The organism is Micromonospora sp. NPDC005305, assembly GCF_040607315.1.
In the GTDB taxonomy this organism is placed as follows: domain Bacteria; phylum Actinomycetota; class Actinomycetes; order Mycobacteriales; family Micromonosporaceae; genus Micromonospora.
The window spans coordinates 207,560-223,786 of the sequence record NZ_JBEXGL010000006.1 but is presented as its reverse complement, the minus strand read 5'-3'; the positions used below and the strand labels follow the sequence as shown (position 1 = coordinate 223,786).

General features: G+C 67.7%; 18 protein-coding genes and 1 tRNA gene. 12 read left to right on the top strand and 7 right to left on the bottom strand.

Annotated elements, in window-relative coordinates:
* The first annotated feature begins 347 nt into the window (after window positions 1-347).
* Window positions 348-965, top strand: a complete 618-nt coding sequence (locus tag ABZS80_RS13190) for a hypothetical protein (RefSeq protein ID WP_355055915.1) — start codon at window positions 348-350, stop codon at window positions 963-965.
* Window positions 966-1,195: 230 nt separating this feature from the next.
* Window positions 1,196-2,251 (top strand): CapA family protein, encoded by a 1,056-nt coding sequence (locus ABZS80_RS13185; protein ID WP_355055914.1) that lies wholly within the window; start codon window positions 1,196-1,198, stop codon window positions 2,249-2,251.
* Window positions 2,252-2,522: 271 nt separating this feature from the next.
* Here the strand turns inward: ABZS80_RS13185 and ABZS80_RS13180 are convergent, their stop codons facing one another.
* Both ABZS80_RS13180 and ABZS80_RS13175 read right to left on the bottom strand, forming a co-directional pair.
* On the bottom strand, window positions 2,523-2,696 hold the full coding sequence (locus ABZS80_RS13180; protein WP_355055913.1) for a hypothetical protein: 174 nt from the start codon (window positions 2,694-2,696) through the stop codon (window positions 2,523-2,525).
* Window positions 2,693-2,911: a flavin reductase gene (locus ABZS80_RS13175; protein WP_355055912.1), complete on the bottom strand. Its 219-nt coding sequence runs from the start codon at window positions 2,909-2,911 to the stop codon at window positions 2,693-2,695. The genes ABZS80_RS13180 and ABZS80_RS13175 overlap by 4 nt, the downstream gene beginning before the upstream one ends.
* Window positions 2,912-3,395: 484 nt before the next feature.
* Between ABZS80_RS13175 and ABZS80_RS13170 the strand changes: the two genes are divergently transcribed.
* Complete coding sequence (locus ABZS80_RS13170) at window positions 3,396-3,620, top strand: winged helix-turn-helix domain-containing protein (protein WP_355055911.1); 225 nt, start codon at window positions 3,396-3,398, stop codon at window positions 3,618-3,620.
* Between the two features lie 177 nt (window positions 3,621-3,797).
* Here ABZS80_RS13170 and ABZS80_RS13165 read toward each other — a convergent pair whose 3' ends face one another.
* Entirely contained in the window at window positions 3,798-4,496 is a 699-nt protein-coding gene (locus ABZS80_RS13165) for a hypothetical protein (RefSeq protein ID WP_355055910.1), read from the bottom strand.
* Window positions 4,497-5,103: 607 nt separating this feature from the next.
* On the opposite strand from ABZS80_RS13165, the gene ABZS80_RS13160 reads away from it, so the two are divergent.
* A complete protein-coding gene (locus tag ABZS80_RS13160) occupies window positions 5,104-5,607 on the top strand; it encodes a DUF4365 domain-containing protein (RefSeq protein WP_355055909.1) in 504 nt (167 codons plus the stop codon).
* Window positions 5,604-6,800: a hypothetical protein gene (locus ABZS80_RS13155; RefSeq protein WP_355055908.1), complete on the top strand. Its 1,197-nt coding sequence runs from the start codon at window positions 5,604-5,606 to the stop codon at window positions 6,798-6,800. Before ABZS80_RS13160 ends, ABZS80_RS13155 begins: the two co-directional genes overlap by 4 nt.
* A gap of 266 nt (window positions 6,801-7,066) precedes the next feature.
* Here ABZS80_RS13155 and ABZS80_RS13150 read toward each other — a convergent pair whose 3' ends face one another.
* Entirely contained in the window at window positions 7,067-7,945 is an 879-nt protein-coding gene (locus ABZS80_RS13150) for a DUF4393 domain-containing protein (RefSeq protein ID WP_355055907.1), read from the bottom strand.
* A gap of 611 nt (window positions 7,946-8,556) precedes the next feature.
* Here ABZS80_RS13150 and ABZS80_RS13145 point away from each other — a divergent pair.
* The 4 genes from ABZS80_RS13145 (at window position 8,557) to ABZS80_RS13130 (ending at window position 12,408) form a co-directional block, all read left to right on the top strand.
* Window positions 8,557-8,820: a DUF2283 domain-containing protein gene (locus ABZS80_RS13145; RefSeq protein WP_355055906.1), complete on the top strand. Its 264-nt coding sequence runs from the start codon at window positions 8,557-8,559 to the stop codon at window positions 8,818-8,820.
* 602 nt (window positions 8,821-9,422) lie between these two features.
* Entirely contained in the window at window positions 9,423-10,994 is a 1,572-nt protein-coding gene (locus tag ABZS80_RS13140; RefSeq protein WP_355055905.1) for a replication initiator, read from the top strand.
* Complete coding sequence (locus ABZS80_RS13135; RefSeq protein WP_355055904.1) at window positions 10,991-11,188, top strand: excisionase family DNA-binding protein; 198 nt, start codon at window positions 10,991-10,993, stop codon at window positions 11,186-11,188. The genes ABZS80_RS13140 and ABZS80_RS13135 overlap by 4 nt, the downstream gene beginning before the upstream one ends.
* Entirely contained in the window at window positions 11,188-12,408 is a 1,221-nt protein-coding gene (locus ABZS80_RS13130) for a site-specific integrase (protein ID WP_355055903.1), read from the top strand. Before ABZS80_RS13135 ends, ABZS80_RS13130 begins: the two co-directional genes overlap by 1 nt.
* A gap of 77 nt (window positions 12,409-12,485) precedes the next feature.
* Here ABZS80_RS13130 and ABZS80_RS13125 read toward each other — a convergent pair.
* Window positions 12,486-12,557, bottom strand: a tRNA-Val gene (locus ABZS80_RS13125).
* 50 nt (window positions 12,558-12,607) lie between these two features.
* On the bottom strand, window positions 12,608-13,141 hold the full coding sequence (locus tag ABZS80_RS13120; RefSeq protein ID WP_355055902.1) for a TIGR02611 family protein: 534 nt from the start codon (window positions 13,139-13,141) through the stop codon (window positions 12,608-12,610).
* 273 nt (window positions 13,142-13,414) lie between these two features.
* Here ABZS80_RS13120 and ABZS80_RS13115 point away from each other — a divergent pair, with 273 nt between their 5' ends.
* Complete coding sequence (locus ABZS80_RS13115) at window positions 13,415-13,846, top strand: SsgA family sporulation/cell division regulator (protein ID WP_007457244.1); 432 nt, start codon at window positions 13,415-13,417, stop codon at window positions 13,844-13,846.
* A gap of 72 nt (window positions 13,847-13,918) precedes the next feature.
* Here ABZS80_RS13115 and ABZS80_RS13110 read toward each other — a convergent pair whose 3' ends face one another.
* Complete coding sequence (locus ABZS80_RS13110; RefSeq protein ID WP_355055901.1) at window positions 13,919-14,695, bottom strand: SDR family oxidoreductase; 777 nt, start codon at window positions 14,693-14,695, stop codon at window positions 13,919-13,921.
* 151 nt (window positions 14,696-14,846) lie between these two features.
* Here ABZS80_RS13110 and ABZS80_RS13105 point away from each other — a divergent pair, with 151 nt between their 5' ends.
* Together ABZS80_RS13105 and ABZS80_RS13100 are read left to right on the top strand one after the other, a co-directional pair.
* On the top strand, window positions 14,847-15,764 hold the full coding sequence (locus ABZS80_RS13105; RefSeq protein ID WP_355055900.1) for an AraC family transcriptional regulator: 918 nt from the start codon (window positions 14,847-14,849) through the stop codon (window positions 15,762-15,764).
* A 7-nt stretch (window positions 15,765-15,771) separates the two neighbouring features.
* A complete protein-coding gene (locus tag ABZS80_RS13100; protein WP_355055899.1) occupies window positions 15,772-16,227 on the top strand; it encodes an Rrf2 family transcriptional regulator in 456 nt (151 codons plus the stop codon).

Below are 16,227 nucleotides of genomic sequence, written 5' to 3'. Positions count from 1 at the left end.
GGGTGAACTTGAGTGCCGTTCAGTGCTGTTGGGCGCTGTTCAACGCCGTCCAGTGCACCCGGTTGCTCCCAACCCGCTCCCGGTCGTCTCAGGACGCGACGCCGGCGGCGGCTGATCGGCAGGCACCGTCTCTTGTCCCGCAGACCCGCGCCTGCAGGGGCCACTTCGGTTGGGCCAAGAGAACTTTTTCGGAAGCCGCAGCTCGCAGATGGCTTATCACGGCCCTCTGGCCCTCTAGGGAAAAGCTGGATTCTGACAATCTACAGCCGCCAGCCGTGGTTGCCTGGCATCGGGTCGCGCCCCACTTCACGAGGTATCAAAAACAATACGCCATCTGGGGGGATTTAGTGACCAGACCATCATTTGCCCGCTTTGCCGGGGCCGCCATGCTGGCCGCCGTGATTGGCCTTGGGTCTGCCGCACCAGCGTGGGGTGGGGGTGGCACGACGATCAAGATCGATCCGGCGGACACCGGCACGACGGCGGCCGCATTCGGCGCTCACAGGTGCGACCCAAACCTCGGTGGTGGCCCCTTCCAGGCCGAGGACGTCTGGGTCTTCGCCCTGCCGGCCGCGCAGCAGGGCAACTTCACCTCACTGACCATCGAGTTCGCCACGGAGGGTGGCCCCGTCACGGAGAACATCACGACCATGCCCGCCGATGACCGCGCGATCGTCGGCAACCGGGCGTGGATCAGGACGCCAGCCGGCCTGTCCTCGACCGGCGAGTTCGTGAATCCGTTCGCCCTCACCAATGCCACGGCGGTGATCACGGGCACCGACGGAACATTCGACCTGGCGCAGACCTGCCCGGCGAGCGGCGGGACACCCAGCCCCAGCCTGCCGGTGACCGGCGCGGCAATCTCCGGACCGACGCTCGGCAAGCTCACTGCCGTGGGCGGTGGTCTCATCATGGTCGGCCTCGTGCTGCTTCGCGCGCAACGGCGTCGTCGCTTCGTCGCCTGACCTGAGCCGGTTCGTCCGTACACGGAGTTCTGCCCCGGCAGGACCGGGTCAGCTATCGCCCATGACTGGATCTGCTGCTGGCCGGTACCCGACATGTCGGGTGCCGGCCAGCAACTGTCGCCCAGGTTTCGCCTACCTTGCCATCTCGGCCCGACAACACGCAGGTCAGGCCGAGGGCAATCCTGGCGAAGTAGGCCTAGGGTGGGGCGGGCTTCCGTACGCTGCGCTGAGTGAAATGGGCACGTTCCTTCGTCGCGCTGGCAGCGACTCTGACGCCGACGGCGTGCGAGGCCGCCCGGACCCCACCGGCCGGTGCGCCCACCCGTTCCGCGCCGGCGGCGTCCCCGTCCCAGCCCGCCAAGATCACCTTGGCGTTCGCAGGCGACGTGCACTTCACCGACCGTACGCGTGATCTGCTGGACGACCCGGCGACCGCGTTCGGGTCGATCTCGTCAACCCTGTCGGCCGCGGACCTGGCGATGGTCAACCTGGAAACGGCGGTCACCACGCGGGGCGCTCCTGAGCCGAAGGAGTTCCACTTCCGGGCGCCGGCAAGCGCGTACAACGCGGTGAAGGCCGCCGGCATCGACGTCGTGTCGATCGCGAACAACCACGCGCTGGACTACGGGCGGACCGGGCTGGCCGACACCGTGGATGCGGCCAGGGCCGCCGGGGTGCCGGCCGTCGGGGCGGGCGCCGACGCTGCGGCGGCCTACCGGCCGTGGATCACCAAGATGCGCGGCACCAGAATCGCCGTACTCGGGTTCAGCCAGGTCGACGAGCTGTGGTCGCAGTGGAGGGCCACAGAAACCCGGGCCGGCATCGCGATGACCAGAGATCTACCCCGCGCCGTCGCCGCAGTTCAGGCCGCCCGACAGCAGGCCGACGTGGTCGTCGTCTACGTTCACTGGGGTACGGAGGGCGACGCGTGTCCACCCGACGAGGCTCGCGCGTTCGCCGGCGAGATGGCCCGGGCGGGCGCCACGATGGTGGTCGGCACCCACGCCCACCTCCTGCTCGGCGACGGGTGGCTCGGCAGGACCTTCGTCCAGTACGGGCTCGGCAACTTCGTGTGGTGGCGCGACGACGCGTACAGCAACGACACGGGGGTGCTACAGGTGACCCTCGACGGATCGGCGGTCTCGAAGACGGAACTGGTGCCCGCGACGATCTCCCGACGCACCGGCCGACCCGAACCCGCCGGCGGGGACGACGCGGCCCGGATCCGCCGAAAGTACGCGGGCCTGCACGCCTGCACCGGACTCGCCGAGAGCCCCGCCCCATAGTCGGGCCAAGCATGGCCGGGCAATGTGGAGCACAGGAGCGTGAGATTCGACCGACGCCGAGACGCGCAGCTAGAGCTGCACGGAACCACCGCTTCCGTAGCACCGTACGACAGCAGAAAGGCCACCTCCCGAACGTGGGTGACCTCTTCGGTGTGAACTCTCGGCGAGCTGGTCGGACCGGGCTCGATGCGAGGTCAAACGGCCTGCTGAGGCGCTTCTCGGCCCGGTTCGGTTGGCACGGTTGCTGTACTTCGCTGCTGTACTGCTGGCATCACGCGAGGCGCTGAATGCGGACCCTCGGACGCTCGTTCCTGAGGTGGCCTTGCTTGTGCTGGCGGACCTGCTCGTCCCAGACCTCCTGGTCGTAGTCCGGGTCGGCTGGGATCCACTTGTGGGAGCCGTCGCTGTAGTGGAACTTCTCGTCGCCGGGTCGCAGGATGCTCATCGGGTCCAGCCGAGGAAGCGGTGGTAAACGTGGCCGGCAGGGACGTGGGCTAGGTCCTGGGCGGCGTCGACGAGCTGAGCGGCCAGGTAGAGGGCCAGCGAGACCGGCGCGCGGTCATACTCGGCTCGCAGCTCCCGCCGCCGGGTCTGGCAGGGCCACTCCCCCGCGCAGCCGCCGCATGTCCACGCCGGCCTGATCGGGAGATGCGCTGTCATCGCCGGCCGTCCTGGCTGGGCCAGTGCCCGCGGTTGATTGGGATGCGGTGACGGCTTCGGCAAGGCAGGGTCGCGCCGCAGCGGCAGACGTGTCGCCAGTGCCGCCACGACCACAGGGGCCGGTGCCGGCGGGCAAGAGTGAGCGCCGCCGCCAGGACGTACTCGTCGTAGGAGACGCGCCGCCGGCTGTTGTCCAGACGCTGGTGGTAGCCGCTATCTCGCGCGGTATCTGCGCTCGGAACGGTTGCATCGTTCGGTCTGGTCATCCCGCCTCCCCGCCGACGCTTGGGTTCCGTGGGCACCCGGTCAGCCATGTCCGGAGACAGGGCACCCACGGCAGGACAACCCGGCCGCCAAGCTGGGTAGCCCCACAAGCAACTTAGGACGCAATGTGCGCAGGGTCAACAGCTACGACACATAGCGTTGTAAGTCGAGCCCGCGATGTGGTCTGCTTGCACCAGCCGCCAAGCTGGGAGCACCACCGATGTCTGAAGCTGCATACCTACAGGTCGCCAGGGATATCCGCGAGCAGGTCCGCTCCGGCCAGTTGAAGCCGGGCGACAAGCTGCCCTCGTTCGCCGCGCTCTGCGAGCACTACAAGGTCAGCAACACCGTCATCCGCGCCGCCATGCTCCTGCTCAAAGCAGAGGGCCTGATCGACGGCCGGCAGGGCAAGGGCGTCTACGTCGCCAACCCGCTTCCTCGGTAAGCCGAGGACGTCTCCAAGTCTCGACCCCTCGCTTGTAAGTTCTGGGCGCTTGGTCCGACGGCGTCCGTCCCCGTCCATGACCTCGGGCGGCTGTCCGTGCTGAACCGCCGGCCGCTGCCCTCGTCTTGACCCGTTGCTGTCGACAGCCAGCCGCGCGCATGACGAGGCCTTAGCGGATCAGGATGAGGCTGCGGCACCAAACTTGAGCGCCTCCTCAACTGCGGGGTAGGGCACTGTTGTCCGAGATATCTCGCCATCGCTTGACGTCTGCCACGCCTGGTTCGTGTGGTCGATGAAGCAAACCGTGACGGTTGCTGGCACTTCGGGGAGCGTCCATGGGCCTGGGGGGAGCGGAACCGCCGGCCTAGAACGCTCACGGATCCGATGTTCTCCACCTGGTCCGATCACCGGAATGCGTCGAAGAACTATGCGGGGTCCCTCATTAGGCAGAGCGGCGACCGCCGCCACATTGCGGATCGCGTTCCCGCCGTAGTTGGCGATAGTGAGGACTACTTCGTCGATGTACTGGTCGCCGGGATGTCCGTGACCGCCGAAGCCAGCCGGGGACACGACCACTGCGCGGGGCACGTTCAGTGCAGCCTCAGCCCGCTCCTCTGCGAGTTGCCGCTCGGCCTCTGCGGCTCGCTGTCGCTCGTGTAGCAGCAGGAACGCTGCGGCGCCTGCAGCGGCCAGGCCGGCAATGACGCCCCCGATGCTGCCCCACGCCTGCATCCAGTCGGTGATCTTCGGAGGTTCCTGCCCTACCGGAACGTCGTACGTTGCTGCCGAGATCGCGGCCAACGACAGGACCAAGGCGGCGACGCTACCCGTCCCAGCCCCCACGAGGACGATCGCGGTCGTTCGGTCGATCTTCACGGTGCCCATCATGGCAACGGCCCGCCAGCCTTTGCCGGGTGACCCGGTGGCTAGGGGAGTTGAAGCGGAACTCAGAGCCGCTGTCCCGCCACCAGCGGGGACGGCCGGTGACACCTGCTCACGGGGCTCTCGGACTGCCATTGTTGGTGGCTGGTTGACGACGTTTGACAGTGCCTTGTGCCCCCTGTGTGCCCCACACCGACAGGAGCGAGGGGGCAGAGGTTCCGACCTACTCGTTACGAGACAGTACGGCCCGCTGGTCGCCGTGGTGCTGGTCCTCGTCGGGCGGCATTCGGTGTTGTCCGTCGTCGTCCGGCGGCTTGGCTGCTCCGTTGGCTGCTCGGCCCTTTGTCCACCCTCCCCGGTCGGCTCCCACACTGCCAGGGGAGACCTCTCCAACCGCCCCTTCCTGCCAGCCCGCAGCTCGATCCGATCTCCTCGAACCAAGTGGGTCCGTGTCCCGCGTCGGACCCAGCGCAGTTCAAGTTCAAGGTCTGTCGGCTTGTCGACTCAACAAATCCGTAGCCCTGGGCAACGTCAGGTCTACCGTCAGTGGTCCGAGGTCGTCATGATGTTGGTCATGGTGGTCCCTCATCAGCCAGGACCGATGGACATCGCCACCCTCGGTCCGAACGGCTGCAAGGCAAGGTTCGGCGTTGCCTATCTTCGGGCGATCTGCAGCCAAGCCGGGGTCGGATTCACCGAGACCTCGATTGATGAGGATGTACTAGCGATTGACGGCAAGGTCGAGTTCGCGGTCGCAGACGCACGAGTGCAGGTGAAGTGCACCGGCAAGTTCCGCATCAACGGTGGCGACACCGCGACTTGGCCAGCAGACGAGCAGTGGTGGAAGAAGTGGCATAACTCCGGCGTACCGGTCTACTTCGTCTTGGTTGTCATGGATCCCGACGATCAGCCGGACTGGCTCGACCATCGAGTGGATGGCACGATGCACCGGACGGCGGCCTTCTGGGTGCGGGTCGACAAGATGTCTCAGGCATCGGGTATTACGGTCCCCAAGAGCCAGCGACTCACGGCGGACACCCTACGCCAGTGGTCCTCCGACGTTGACGCATGCTTCCAGCCCCAACCGCAGGGTGGGTACCGATGACCAGCGAAGCCGCTCAACCGTCGATCGGCGAACTGCGTTCATACCTGCGCTTCAACGGCTGGGTTGAGCAAGCTCCTGGTCCTGCTGGCTCACTGTGGATCCGTGATGGTGCACGAATAGGTGTGCCGGCTGCGGAAGACTCAGACCTAGTCTCAGGTGTCGTTGGAAGACTGGCGGCCGCAGAGCGCAGGACGCCGAAGGAAGTAGTCGCAGCAGCTAAGTACCTCCTCTTTGACGTCACGCACCTGCGTGCGGCGAACGACTCAAGAATCGCCGACGCCATACCACTCGAAACCGGAGTAAAGATACTGGCGTCCGCGAGGGCGATGCTTCGCGCCACCGCCACCACCGCACGATGGGAACGCGCACATATTGCCACAAACTATTCCAAGCTCGGGGATGACGTTGTCCGCCAAGCACTGATGGGACATACGCAGAGGGGCTCGTACGTGATTCCGGTCCTCGTGCCGATACCTGAACCGTCCGAGCCGGATCTCCACCAGCCGACGCTGGATCATGCTCACGAAGAGCTGCATAGAGCTCCCTCTGAGCCCTTTGAAAGACGCGTCGTACGTACGTTCGCGCAGTCCATGCAGGCGGTGCGGGAGATCGTAGTAGACCGTGCGCGGACGCCGACTGCCAACCAAGTCCACGAGTTAGTCTATCGGGGAGTAAGTCGGGAGTTCTGCACGGCGCTGGCTCGAATCCTAGATCAGCGAGCCATTGGGGAGTTCGAGGCAACCGTGGACTGGGCTCCGGCCGTGCCGGCCCCGGAGACAATGCCTCGGAGTATTGCCATCGAGGCAGAGGCGGGCGATCTGGTAAAGCTGGTGGCCGAGAGGCTCCGTCAGCAAAAGGTCGACCCTAGCCGCGTATTCTCAGGAACCATCGTGCAGTTGCGCCATGAGAGCCATGACGATCCATTCGGCGAAATCGCTATCGCTACTGTCCGCCAGGGCCACGCTGCTGAAATCTTGATTAGGCTTCGGATGGACCAGTACCTGGAAGCGTGGAATTGGCACTATCAGGGTCGAGCGGTTTTGGTAGAGGGAACCGTCAGGCGGGCACCTGGCAAGCCTTTGCGGGTGGATAACCCAACACGATGCCATCCTGTAGATGAAATGATGCTTCCACAGCCTATTGTGACACCTCGCCAAAAGCCAACCGCCAAGCGGCGTCGAGTAGAGGGCTAGGCCAAGGCTCTCTCCATCCCGGTGCTCCTACGGACCGCCAGGCCAGACGGCTTGACCCCCAGGTAAACATTACGGGCCTGCTTACCTGCCGCCCTATCGGCTGTGGCTGCGCCTCAGCAGCGCTGTCCTCCGACAGGGTGGCAGTAGGGCGAACATGCCAAGGGCCCAGGGAATCCCTAGAGACGCGGCATAGGCACGCCATCAAGCGGGCAATAACACCCCGCAGCCAATCACAACATTGCCAATAGGAGCATTCCGAATGCCTACTAAATTGTCACCTTCTCATCCTGAGGCACACCAACAAATCCTGCCGGCGGGGAGACGGCTCGAATGAATCTCTCACCGAACGCTGTCCGAGAAACAATGCCCTTCGTGTGTTTAAGTGTCCTGACGCCCAAGACCCTACTAAACATTAGGTATTCAGGCCGCCTTGTAACCCACTCGTAGTGACGTTCTTCGGTAAGATGCGCTTGGTAGCTGACCTCGACGAGGCCAAGCCTCTCCCAGTTGTCAATCCAGACCGGAACGTGCGAGGTGTCGATCGGTGCACCCGTCTCTGCGTCACGAAAGTTGAGAAGATGCGACAGCATTACTCGGTAGCCACCGTTATCAGCCTGGTCATCGAGACGGGCAGCCGGCACATTGGATTTAGATAACACAGCATTGAGGAATACGGTTTCACGAGCGCTTAACTGCTTGATCACTTCCGAAAATGCCGGGTGCGCACTGTCGGAGCGACGATCATCCGTAGCGGTTGTTAATAGGTTTAGGTACAGTTCCCTCAGGTTGACTTCCTCGAAGGTGTAGCTAAGGCCCTGCATGGCGGGTACTGCCACGCTCGCTGGGGGCGTGACCATATGCTCATCAGGAATGTTGGCAGTTCTGGCCGCCATCTCCTCTGGAAAAACGTCCTCGAAGTAGGCTTTGCTGACACCGATCATGCGCGCAAAAGGCTGATATAGCCTTAGCTTGATTCGCTCCTTTACCGCTATCCGCGCCGCAGCCGTGCGGGCTGCCGCTTGAAACTCGGGGGTTCCTTGAGCGGCTGACAGCAACTCATCCCGCGTCTTTTCGTCTTGGCCCAAGGCTTTTTGGCCCACTACTTCAATTGCCTTGCCCACTGCTGCAATCTCGGGTCCGGTCACGCAAGGAAGTTTAGAGCGAGCTACGCCATCCCGTCTGCCGTCAACCCGCCCGCCTGGGGAGCGGGCGGCCGCCTGGCCCGCCATGTCAAGCGGACCTTGACGCAGGTTCGGACGCTGGCGGGTCGGGCGGTGGTCTGCTCGGCTTGCCCGGGTTGAGGGCATACGGGATGGTCTACCGCAACCACCCACGGACCGGGACCCGCCGGCGGAGCCCTGGCCATCCTGGAGCCGGAGCGCCCCCGCCGGAGGCGCAGTAACCGCAGCCCCGCGACCGCCGCCAGTTCGCCGACGCGGCCGGCGTGCGCTCCCCTACGCCGCGCGGGCTCGTGGCCGCGCGGCTCGGCCGGCTGCCGGCCCAACCCCTCACCGGTCAACAGTCTGTTCTGCTGCGGCGGCCCTCCGGGCTTCCCCGCTGTCCGCGCCAGCCGCGGGGCATCAGGTGTGACGGCCGCAGAGCGACAGCGGCAGCGGCCGGCGCGCGCCCTGGCGGCGGCGCGTGCGGCCCGTCTAGGGCCGCCTTGATAGACGTACAGAAAGTCCTCCCACACAAGCCGGCAGCCGGCCCGACCATCGGAGGCGCGACACGCCAGCCGTGTGCCAGCCTGACGGCCATGTACACGGAGACACGGGTGGCCTTGGTCTGCACCTACGACAGCGACGCTGATGCTGCCTACATTTACCTCGATCACCCGCTTCCGGCGGCCGGGGTGCAGCGAGTGGTGCCCTTCGACCCTGCTGACGGCATGTACAACCTCGACCTCAACCCTGAGGGACATGTCGTCGGCCTGGAAATCCTCGACGCTGGCAAGCGGCTACCGCCCACGCTCCTTCGGGCAATCCTCAACCAGACCCAGGACCAGGCAGAGAGCGATTGAGCCTGGCCCAGCCGGGCCATACCCGCCCACAACCCGTGGTGCGCGCCCGTCGAATAGGTCCAACAGGGCACCGAACCAACGCGTTCCCTCAGCCTGCGAGATCGCGGCGGGTTGACGTGTCGGTACCCGGTGTTACTCTGGCGCTCGTCGAGCACGCCAGCGCGGCCTTCCTGCCGGATCGCTGGACTCGACTTCCGAGATGCTGAGCGGCCTTCCTGCCGCTGATACGGCCACGTCCCGCCGGCTCTCGACCGCACCGGCCGCTATGCCGGTCCGCGAATCCGCTGAACGCTCAGCACGGTCTTCCCTGCCGTCCACGATGGCCCGGATTCGCACATCTCCACGGGTGGGGGCAGCCTGCGGCAACCCGCCGGATGCCGATATCCCAGGCTCCCCGCCCGTGCCGGCCCAATCACCAAATTCACGACCGTGAAAGGACATGACCCATCGGCGGGAAGTGGCTCGACCACCTATCCGCCCTCCGGCGTCAGCCGCCCTCTCGGCGGTGCCAGGAGACACGACGAACACCACCAGCGGACATGCGTCCACGGCTGGTGGTGCTTCGTCTCCCGTCCCTGCCACCCCCGCAAGAGGAGACAGTCGTGTCCACCGCCCCGCTCACCATCCACCCGCTCGGTCTCGCCGTCGGCCGCAACGCCCAAGTCCTGCACCGCGCCGCCTCGCCGGAGTTCTCCGGCTGGCTGGAGCACACCCGCCCCGCCGGCGGCTGCTCGCGGCCGATCCGCCTCACCGGCACCATCGCCGCCGTCGACCGCAACACCGGCCGCATCACTGGGCAACGGCACACCGACGAGCTGCCCGACCGGACGCTCTACAAGGCGTGCGGAAACCGCCGCGAATCGGTGTGCCCGGACTGCGCCTGGGTCTACCAGGGCGACGCCTACCAAGTCGTCTGTCGCGGCCTGACCGGCGGCAAGGGCGTCCCCGCCTCGGTCGGCCGACACCCGGTCGTCTTCGCCACCTTCACCGCCCCGTCCTTCGGACCGGTCCACCACCGCCACGTCCCCCGCCACACCTGCCGCAACCGGCAACGCTGCGACTGCCGACCCGCGCCCTGCCGCGCCCGCAACACCGCCGGCACCTGCTCCCACGGGCAGCCCGCGGCGTGCTTCGCCCGCCACGACGCCGACGACCCGCGGCTCGGACAGCCGTTGTGCCTGGACTGCTACGACCACGCCCACCAGGTCGTCTGGAACTACTTCTCCGGCGAGCTGTGGCGGCGCACCAAGCAGGCCATCGAACGCCACCTCGCCGCGCTCAGCCGCCAACGCAGTATCCCCAAGGTCCGCATCGTCACCGCCTCAGGCAAGGTCCGCTGGGTGCCGCCCGTGCGGGTGTCCCACGGCAAGGTCGCCGAGATGCAACGCCGCGCAGCGGTGCACTTCCATGTCCTGCTGCGCCTCGACGGCGTCGACCCCGACGACCCGGACGCCCTCGTGCCGCCACCGGCCGGCATCACCGTCGACGACCTGGACGCCGCCGTCCACTACGCCGCCTCTCGGATCACCGTCACCTCACCTCCGCACCCTGACCAGCCGGATGGCTGGCTGATCGCTTGGGGCGCGCAGGTCGACGTCCGACGAATCAACCGCACCGACGGGGAGCTGACCGAAGACAAGGTCGCCGCCTACCTGGCCAAGTACGCCACCAAGGCCACCGAAGCCACCGGCCACTGCTCCACTCGGCTCACCCCGGCCACGATTGACGACTACGCCGACCCCGAAGGCGATCACACCGCCCGCCTCATCGACGCCTGCTGGCACCTCGGCAGCCCCACCCCCGCCGACACCAGCAGCGGCGCCGCAACCCATGGCGACCGTCAAGACAGCCTTGACACCAAACCCAACATCTACGGCGGCCTGCGCCGCTGGGCGCACATGCTCGGCTTCGGCGGCCACTTCCTCACCAAAGCCCGCCGCTACTCGGTCACCTTCGCCCTGCTCCGCGACACCCGCGCCACCTACCGCCGCGAAGAGGACGACCAACCGACAGACACGATCACCGTCGGCACCCTCACCTACATCGGCTCCGGCTGGCTCTCGGAGGGAGACGCGCTGCTCGCCAACACCGCCGCCCGACAGCGACGCGAAAGCAGACGCATCGGCCGAGAAGAGCTCGCCCACGAAGCCTGGCTCCTCGGAGCCGCCGCATGAGCCATGACCTCACTCCTCGCTGGTACTCGCCGGCTGAGGTCGCCGTGCTGCTCGGCTTCGGCATCTCCAAGGTCAAGATGAAGATCGCCACCGGCGAGCTGCGCTCCATCAAGGACGGCAAGTATCGCCGCATCCTCCCCGAATGGGTCGACGACTACATCCGCCAGCAGGTCGAACGCCAGGAGGCCGCCTGATGCCCGGACGCGCACGAGCCAACGGCGAAGGCTCCATCTTCCCGTACCGGAACGGTTTCGCCGCCTACGTCTGGGTCACCAAGCCCGACGGCAAGCGCACTCGCAAATACGTCTACGGCAAGACCCGCGAAGCCGTCCACGACAAGTGGATCAAGCTGCACCAGCAGGCCAAGGCCGGACCGGTGGCGACCAGCGTCCCGACGGTCGGCAGCTTCCTCACGTGGTGGCTGACCGAGATCATCCAGCCGAACCGAGCACCGCTGACCTACGCCACCTACGAGACGTTCGTCCGCCGCTACATCTCCCCCGGCCTCGGGACCAAGCGGCTCGACCGGATCCAGTCGCGGGACGTTCAGACGTGGATCAACCAGGTGGCTCGCACCTGCCAGTGCTGCGCCCAGGGCAAGGACGCCGCCTGCCGGAAGGACAAACGGCCCTGCTGCGCAGTCGGCCGCTGCTGCCATGCCGTCCCGTCGACGCGGACGGTGAGCGACATCCGGGCCGCGCTGCGGGCCGCCCTCACCCACGCCCAGGCCGAAGACCTCATCACCAAGAACCCTGCCGTGCCGGTCACCCTGGCCACGGTCCGCCGCCGTCGCGGCAAGTCGTGGTCGAGCGACGAGGCGCGGAAGTTCCTGGAGTCCGCGAGAGCCGACGGGGACCCGCTCTACGCCGCCTACGCCCTGGTCCTCGTCACCGGCCTCCGCAAGGGTGAGGCACTCGGCCTCACCTGGGAAGACGTCGACCTCGACACCGGAGAGCTGACCATCGGCCGCCAACTGCAACGCGTACGCGGCCAGCTCCTGCACCGCGACACCAAGACCCAGGCGTCCGACGCCACCCTTCCCCTCCCCGACATCTGCCTGACCGCCTTCAAGCTCAGACAGCAACAACGCGACGAGGCTGAAGCAGCCGCCGGCAAGGCGTGGCACGAAACCGGACTCGTATTCACCACCCGCTATGGCACACCCATCGAGCCGCGCAACTTCCAGCGGTCCTGGCAAACGAGATGCGAGAAGGCCAAGGTCAAGCCGATCACCGTCCACGACGCAAGAAGAACCTGCGCCACGCTCCTGGCAGACCTGGACGTCCATCCGCGAGTCGCCATGCGGGTGCTGAGGCACGCCCGCTTCTCGGTAACGATGGAGATCTACACGCAGGTATCGACCAAGGCGACCAGAGACGCACTCAAACGCCTCGGTGACTCACTCGGCCACTGACGGAACTGCTGTACTTAGCTGCTGTACGGGCAGCAAAAAGGCCATCCCCGATGACCGGGAATGGCCTTTGACCTGCGTGGGCGATACTGGGATCGAACCAGTGACCTCTTCGGTGTGAACGAAGCGCTCTCCCGCTGAGCTAATCGCCCTCAGCGCCGATGACTCTACCTGATCGAGACCGCGGACCAAAAACCGGGCCTCAGTGCGTCGCGAGGTAGTGCAGCGCCCGTGCCACGAGGTCGATTCCCAGGCTGTACTTGAGCGACAGCCACACCACGACCGACACGAACACCAGCCCGGCGGCGCCCAGGGCACAGCGCACGGGCAGTGACCGGCTGGTCGCCCACCGCGTCCAGGCGTTGACGTGCCGGCGGGTGAAGGCGAGCAGCCGTCGCGCCCAGTGGAACTCGACGGCCCAGACGCCGAGGCCGGCGATCACCAGCAGCCAGCCGGGTCCGGGCAGCGGGATGAGGGCGAGGCCGATGGTGACGACGACGGCGCCGAGCAGGCCGATGAAGATCTTGAGGGCCACCCGGCCGGTGGGGTTGGCCCGGATGAGTTCGAGGGTGGTGTGCAGGCGGCCCCGCCATCCCCCGCGGCGCCGCTCGGCGAGAGCGGTCCCGGGACGCCCTTCGACAGGCACCTCGTACCCCCGACTTTTGGCTGCTCGGGCCGCACCTTTCGGTGGGCCGGCCGTGGTCCTCGTTTCCACCGAGGAACCCCTCGTGACCATTTCCACCCCCAGTGTCGCCCGGGACCGTCACCCCTGCTGAGGACTGGACGTTACCGGAGTAAGTCGACGACTGAAGCACCCGTTGCCGGGCGGGATGACGGATCGGGCGGAAGCGGAAATCCTACAAGAATTTTCATGTTCTCGGAGGCTTTCCGACCCCCTTCCCACCACTGGGTGAAGTCAGCGTATGGCGGAGCGTAGCCAGGAGCAGCACCTGAGTATGGGAAAAGCGGGACACGCGCGTTCCGCAGCGGTGCCGGGGGGAGAACGTCCATGAGTGTCATTCGACCGACGACCGTAGAGGTCGAGACGTCGCTAAGGCTCGTCGCGCCTGACGCCACCGCCTTGCCGGTGCGTGCCAGCCTGCGTTACGACCCTGCTGACCCGTATGCGGTCCATGTCCTGTTCCACGCCGAATCCGCCGGCGGCGAGGCGGTGAGCTGGTCGTTCGCGCGCGAACTGCTGGTCACCGGTCTCGACGAGCCAGCCGGCATCGGCGATGTCCGGGTCTGGCCGTGGGCCACCCCGCGCGGCGACTTCGTCGCGCTCGCGCTGTCGTCGCCGGACGGCAACGCCCTCTTCGAGGTCCCGCGCAGCGTGCTCGTGCGCTTCCTGCGCCGGACCTACGTCGTCGTCCCGCGCGGCCGCGAGGCCGAGCACCTGGACGTCGACACCGCGGTGAACCGGCTGCTCGCCGGCCGCTGACACGGCACACCCGGGGCCGCGCGGATCTGCCGAGTCCGTGCGGCCCCGGGCCGTCGAAATCACGGGTGCTCCTCAGCCGTGCGTGGTGATCCCACCGTCGACCGGGATGACCGCGCCGGTCAGGTACGCGCCGGCCCGCGACGACAGGTAGATGGCCGTGCCCGCCATGTCGTCGGGGCGGCCGATCCGGCCCAGCGGGACCTGCTGCTCGATGGCCGACCGGGAGGCCGGGTCGTCCAGCGCGAAGGCCATCATCTTGCTCTCGAACGGCCCCGGCGCGATCGCGTTGACGGTGATCTGCTCGCCGGCGAGCTGGTGGGCGAGGCTGCGGGTGAGCATGTGGACGGCCGCCTTGGTCGCCGAGTAGGCGTACACCTCCATCCACGGCACCCGGATGCCGTCGATCGAGCCGATGTTGATCACGCGGGCCGGGTCGTCGGGGCTCGCCGCCGCGCGCAGCGCGGGCAGCAGCGCGGTGGTGAGCCGGAAGACGGCCTTGACGTTGACCGCCCACAGCTTGTCGAACGCGGCCTCCGGGTACGCCTCCAGCGGCGCGCCCCAGGTGGCGCCGGCGTTGTTGACCAGCACGTCGAGCCGGTCAGTGCGGTCCCGCACGGCCTGCGCCAGCCCGAGTGCGCCGTCGTCGTGGCCGAGGTCGGCGGGGATGGCCTCGCAGTGCCCCTCGGCGGCGAGTTCCTTGGCCACGGTCTCGCAGACGTCGGCCTTGCGCGAGGAGATGATGACCCTGGCGCCGGCCCGCACGAAGCCCCGGGCGATCATCAGGCCGATCCCCCGCGAGCCGCCGGTGACCAGCACCGTCTTGCCTTCGACCGAGAACAGATCCGTCATGCCCATCCCATCGCCGGTGTGCGGGGCCACGGGTCGGTCGGGCGACCCGGGCGCTACCGATCGGTAACCTAACCGTCCCTGGTCAGTGCCGACAAGGCCGGCGGAAACCGTCGAGATGCAACGTGCGCGCCGGGCGGTTACCGTCGGGACGATGGTCACTACCGGTCAGCCCTCCCCGGCCACCCTCCCCGACCTGTCGGTGCCTCCTGTCGAGGCCGACGAGATCGTCACCGGTGCGCTCGCCGACCTGGCGCCCACGCCCGGCTGGTCCCGGCCGGTCCTGCTCGACGTCGACCTGCTGATCCTGGTCACGCACGGTCACGGCACCGCCGAGCTGGACTTCCGCGCGCTGCCCTGCCGGCCGGGCACGCTGCTGCGCGCCCGCCCCGGTCAGGTGCTGCGCTGCCTCGGCCCGCAGCTCGACGCGACGGTGGTGCGGTGGGGTCCGGAGACGCTGCGCGGCCTGGAGGTCGACCCGGACGCGGTGCCGGCGTACCGGCAGCTCGCCGGCGAGGACGAGGACGCGGTGATCAGTGAGGTGACCCAGCTGGCCGTGGACGCCGACCGGCACGCCGGTGTGCCCGCCGCGGCGGCGCTGCTGCGCCACCAGCTCGCCGTGCTGCTGCTGCGACTGAGCCTGCTGCCCGGCGCCGGGCAGGACCGGCCGGCGCCGCGGGCCGAGACGGAGACCTTCCGGCGGCTGTGCCGGGAGGTGGAGCGCGGCTACCGGCACACTCGCCGGGTGGAGGACTACGCCGCCCAGCTCGGCTGCTCGGTGCGTACCCTGACCCGGGCCTGCCTGGCGGTGACCGGCCGCAGCGCCAAGCAGGTGATCGACGAGCGGGTGGCGTTGCAGGCCAGCCGGCTGCTCGCCGCCACCGACGAGCCGATCGCCCGGATCGGCCGGCGGCTCGGCTTTCCCGAGCCGACCAACTTCGGTCGCTTCTTCACCCGGGAGGTGGGGGTGAGTCCGGGCGCCTTCCGGGCCGCCCGGGAGCAACCTCTGCCCGTCCGCATGGTGCGCCCTCGCCGGCCCACCGACTCCCCCGCCCCGGCCGGCCGGGCATGATGGCACTGTGCAGATCTCCGCGCGCGGCGACTACGCGGTCCGGGCCGCTCTGAGCCTGGCCACCGCGTACCCCACCCTGGTGTCCACCCAGGCCATCGCGGCCGAGCAGGACATGCCCCGCAAGTTCCTCGAAGCGGTCCTGGCCGACCTGCGCCGGGCCGGCGTCGTCCGGGCCCAGCGCGGCGCCGAGGGCGGCTACACCCTGGCCCGGCCGCCGCGCGACATCACCATCGGGCAGATCCTGCGCGCCGTCGACGGCCCCCTGGCCGGGGTACGCGGCCTGCGCCCCGAGGAGACGCAGTACGAGGGCGCGGCGGAGAACCTGCCCCGGCTCTGGGTGGCGGTCCGGGCCGCCGTCCGGCAGGTGGTCGACGAGGTGAGCCTGGCCGAGATGGCCAGCGGGAAGCTCCCCGGCCACGTCCGCAAGCTGATCGCCCGCCCCGACGCCTGGGAGCCCCGCTGA

Bases quoted from the DNA above. Each gene is read 5' to 3' on its own strand.
- ABZS80_RS13160 (WP_355055909.1), top strand. From the start codon at position 5,104: ATGGACATCGCCACCCTCGGTCCGAACGGCTGCAAGGCAAGGTTCGGC.
- ABZS80_RS13110 (WP_355055901.1), bottom strand. From the start codon at position 14,695: ATGACGGATCTGTTCTCGGTCGAAGGCAAGACGGTGCTGGTCACCGGC.
- ABZS80_RS13105 (WP_355055900.1), top strand. From the start codon at position 14,847: ATGGTCACTACCGGTCAGCCCTCCCCGGCCACCCTCCCCGACCTGTCG.
- ABZS80_RS13170 (WP_355055911.1), top strand. From the start codon at position 3,396: ATGTCTGAAGCTGCATACCTACAGGTCGCCAGGGATATCCGCGAGCAG.
- ABZS80_RS13180 (WP_355055913.1), bottom strand. From the start codon at position 2,696: ATGAGCATCCTGCGACCCGGCGACGAGAAGTTCCACTACAGCGACGGC.
- ABZS80_RS13175 (WP_355055912.1), bottom strand. From the start codon at position 2,911: ATGACAGCGCATCTCCCGATCAGGCCGGCGTGGACATGCGGCGGCTGC.
- ABZS80_RS13120 (WP_355055902.1), bottom strand. From the start codon at position 13,141: ATGGTCACGAGGGGTTCCTCGGTGGAAACGAGGACCACGGCCGGCCCA.
- ABZS80_RS13130 (WP_355055903.1), top strand. From the start codon at position 11,188: ATGCCCGGACGCGCACGAGCCAACGGCGAAGGCTCCATCTTCCCGTAC.
- ABZS80_RS13155 (WP_355055908.1), top strand. From the start codon at position 5,604: ATGACCAGCGAAGCCGCTCAACCGTCGATCGGCGAACTGCGTTCATAC.
- ABZS80_RS13135 (WP_355055904.1), top strand. From the start codon at position 10,991: ATGAGCCATGACCTCACTCCTCGCTGGTACTCGCCGGCTGAGGTCGCC.
- ABZS80_RS13145 (WP_355055906.1), top strand. From the start codon at position 8,557: ATGTACACGGAGACACGGGTGGCCTTGGTCTGCACCTACGACAGCGAC.
- ABZS80_RS13115 (WP_007457244.1), top strand. From the start codon at position 13,415: ATGAGTGTCATTCGACCGACGACCGTAGAGGTCGAGACGTCGCTAAGG.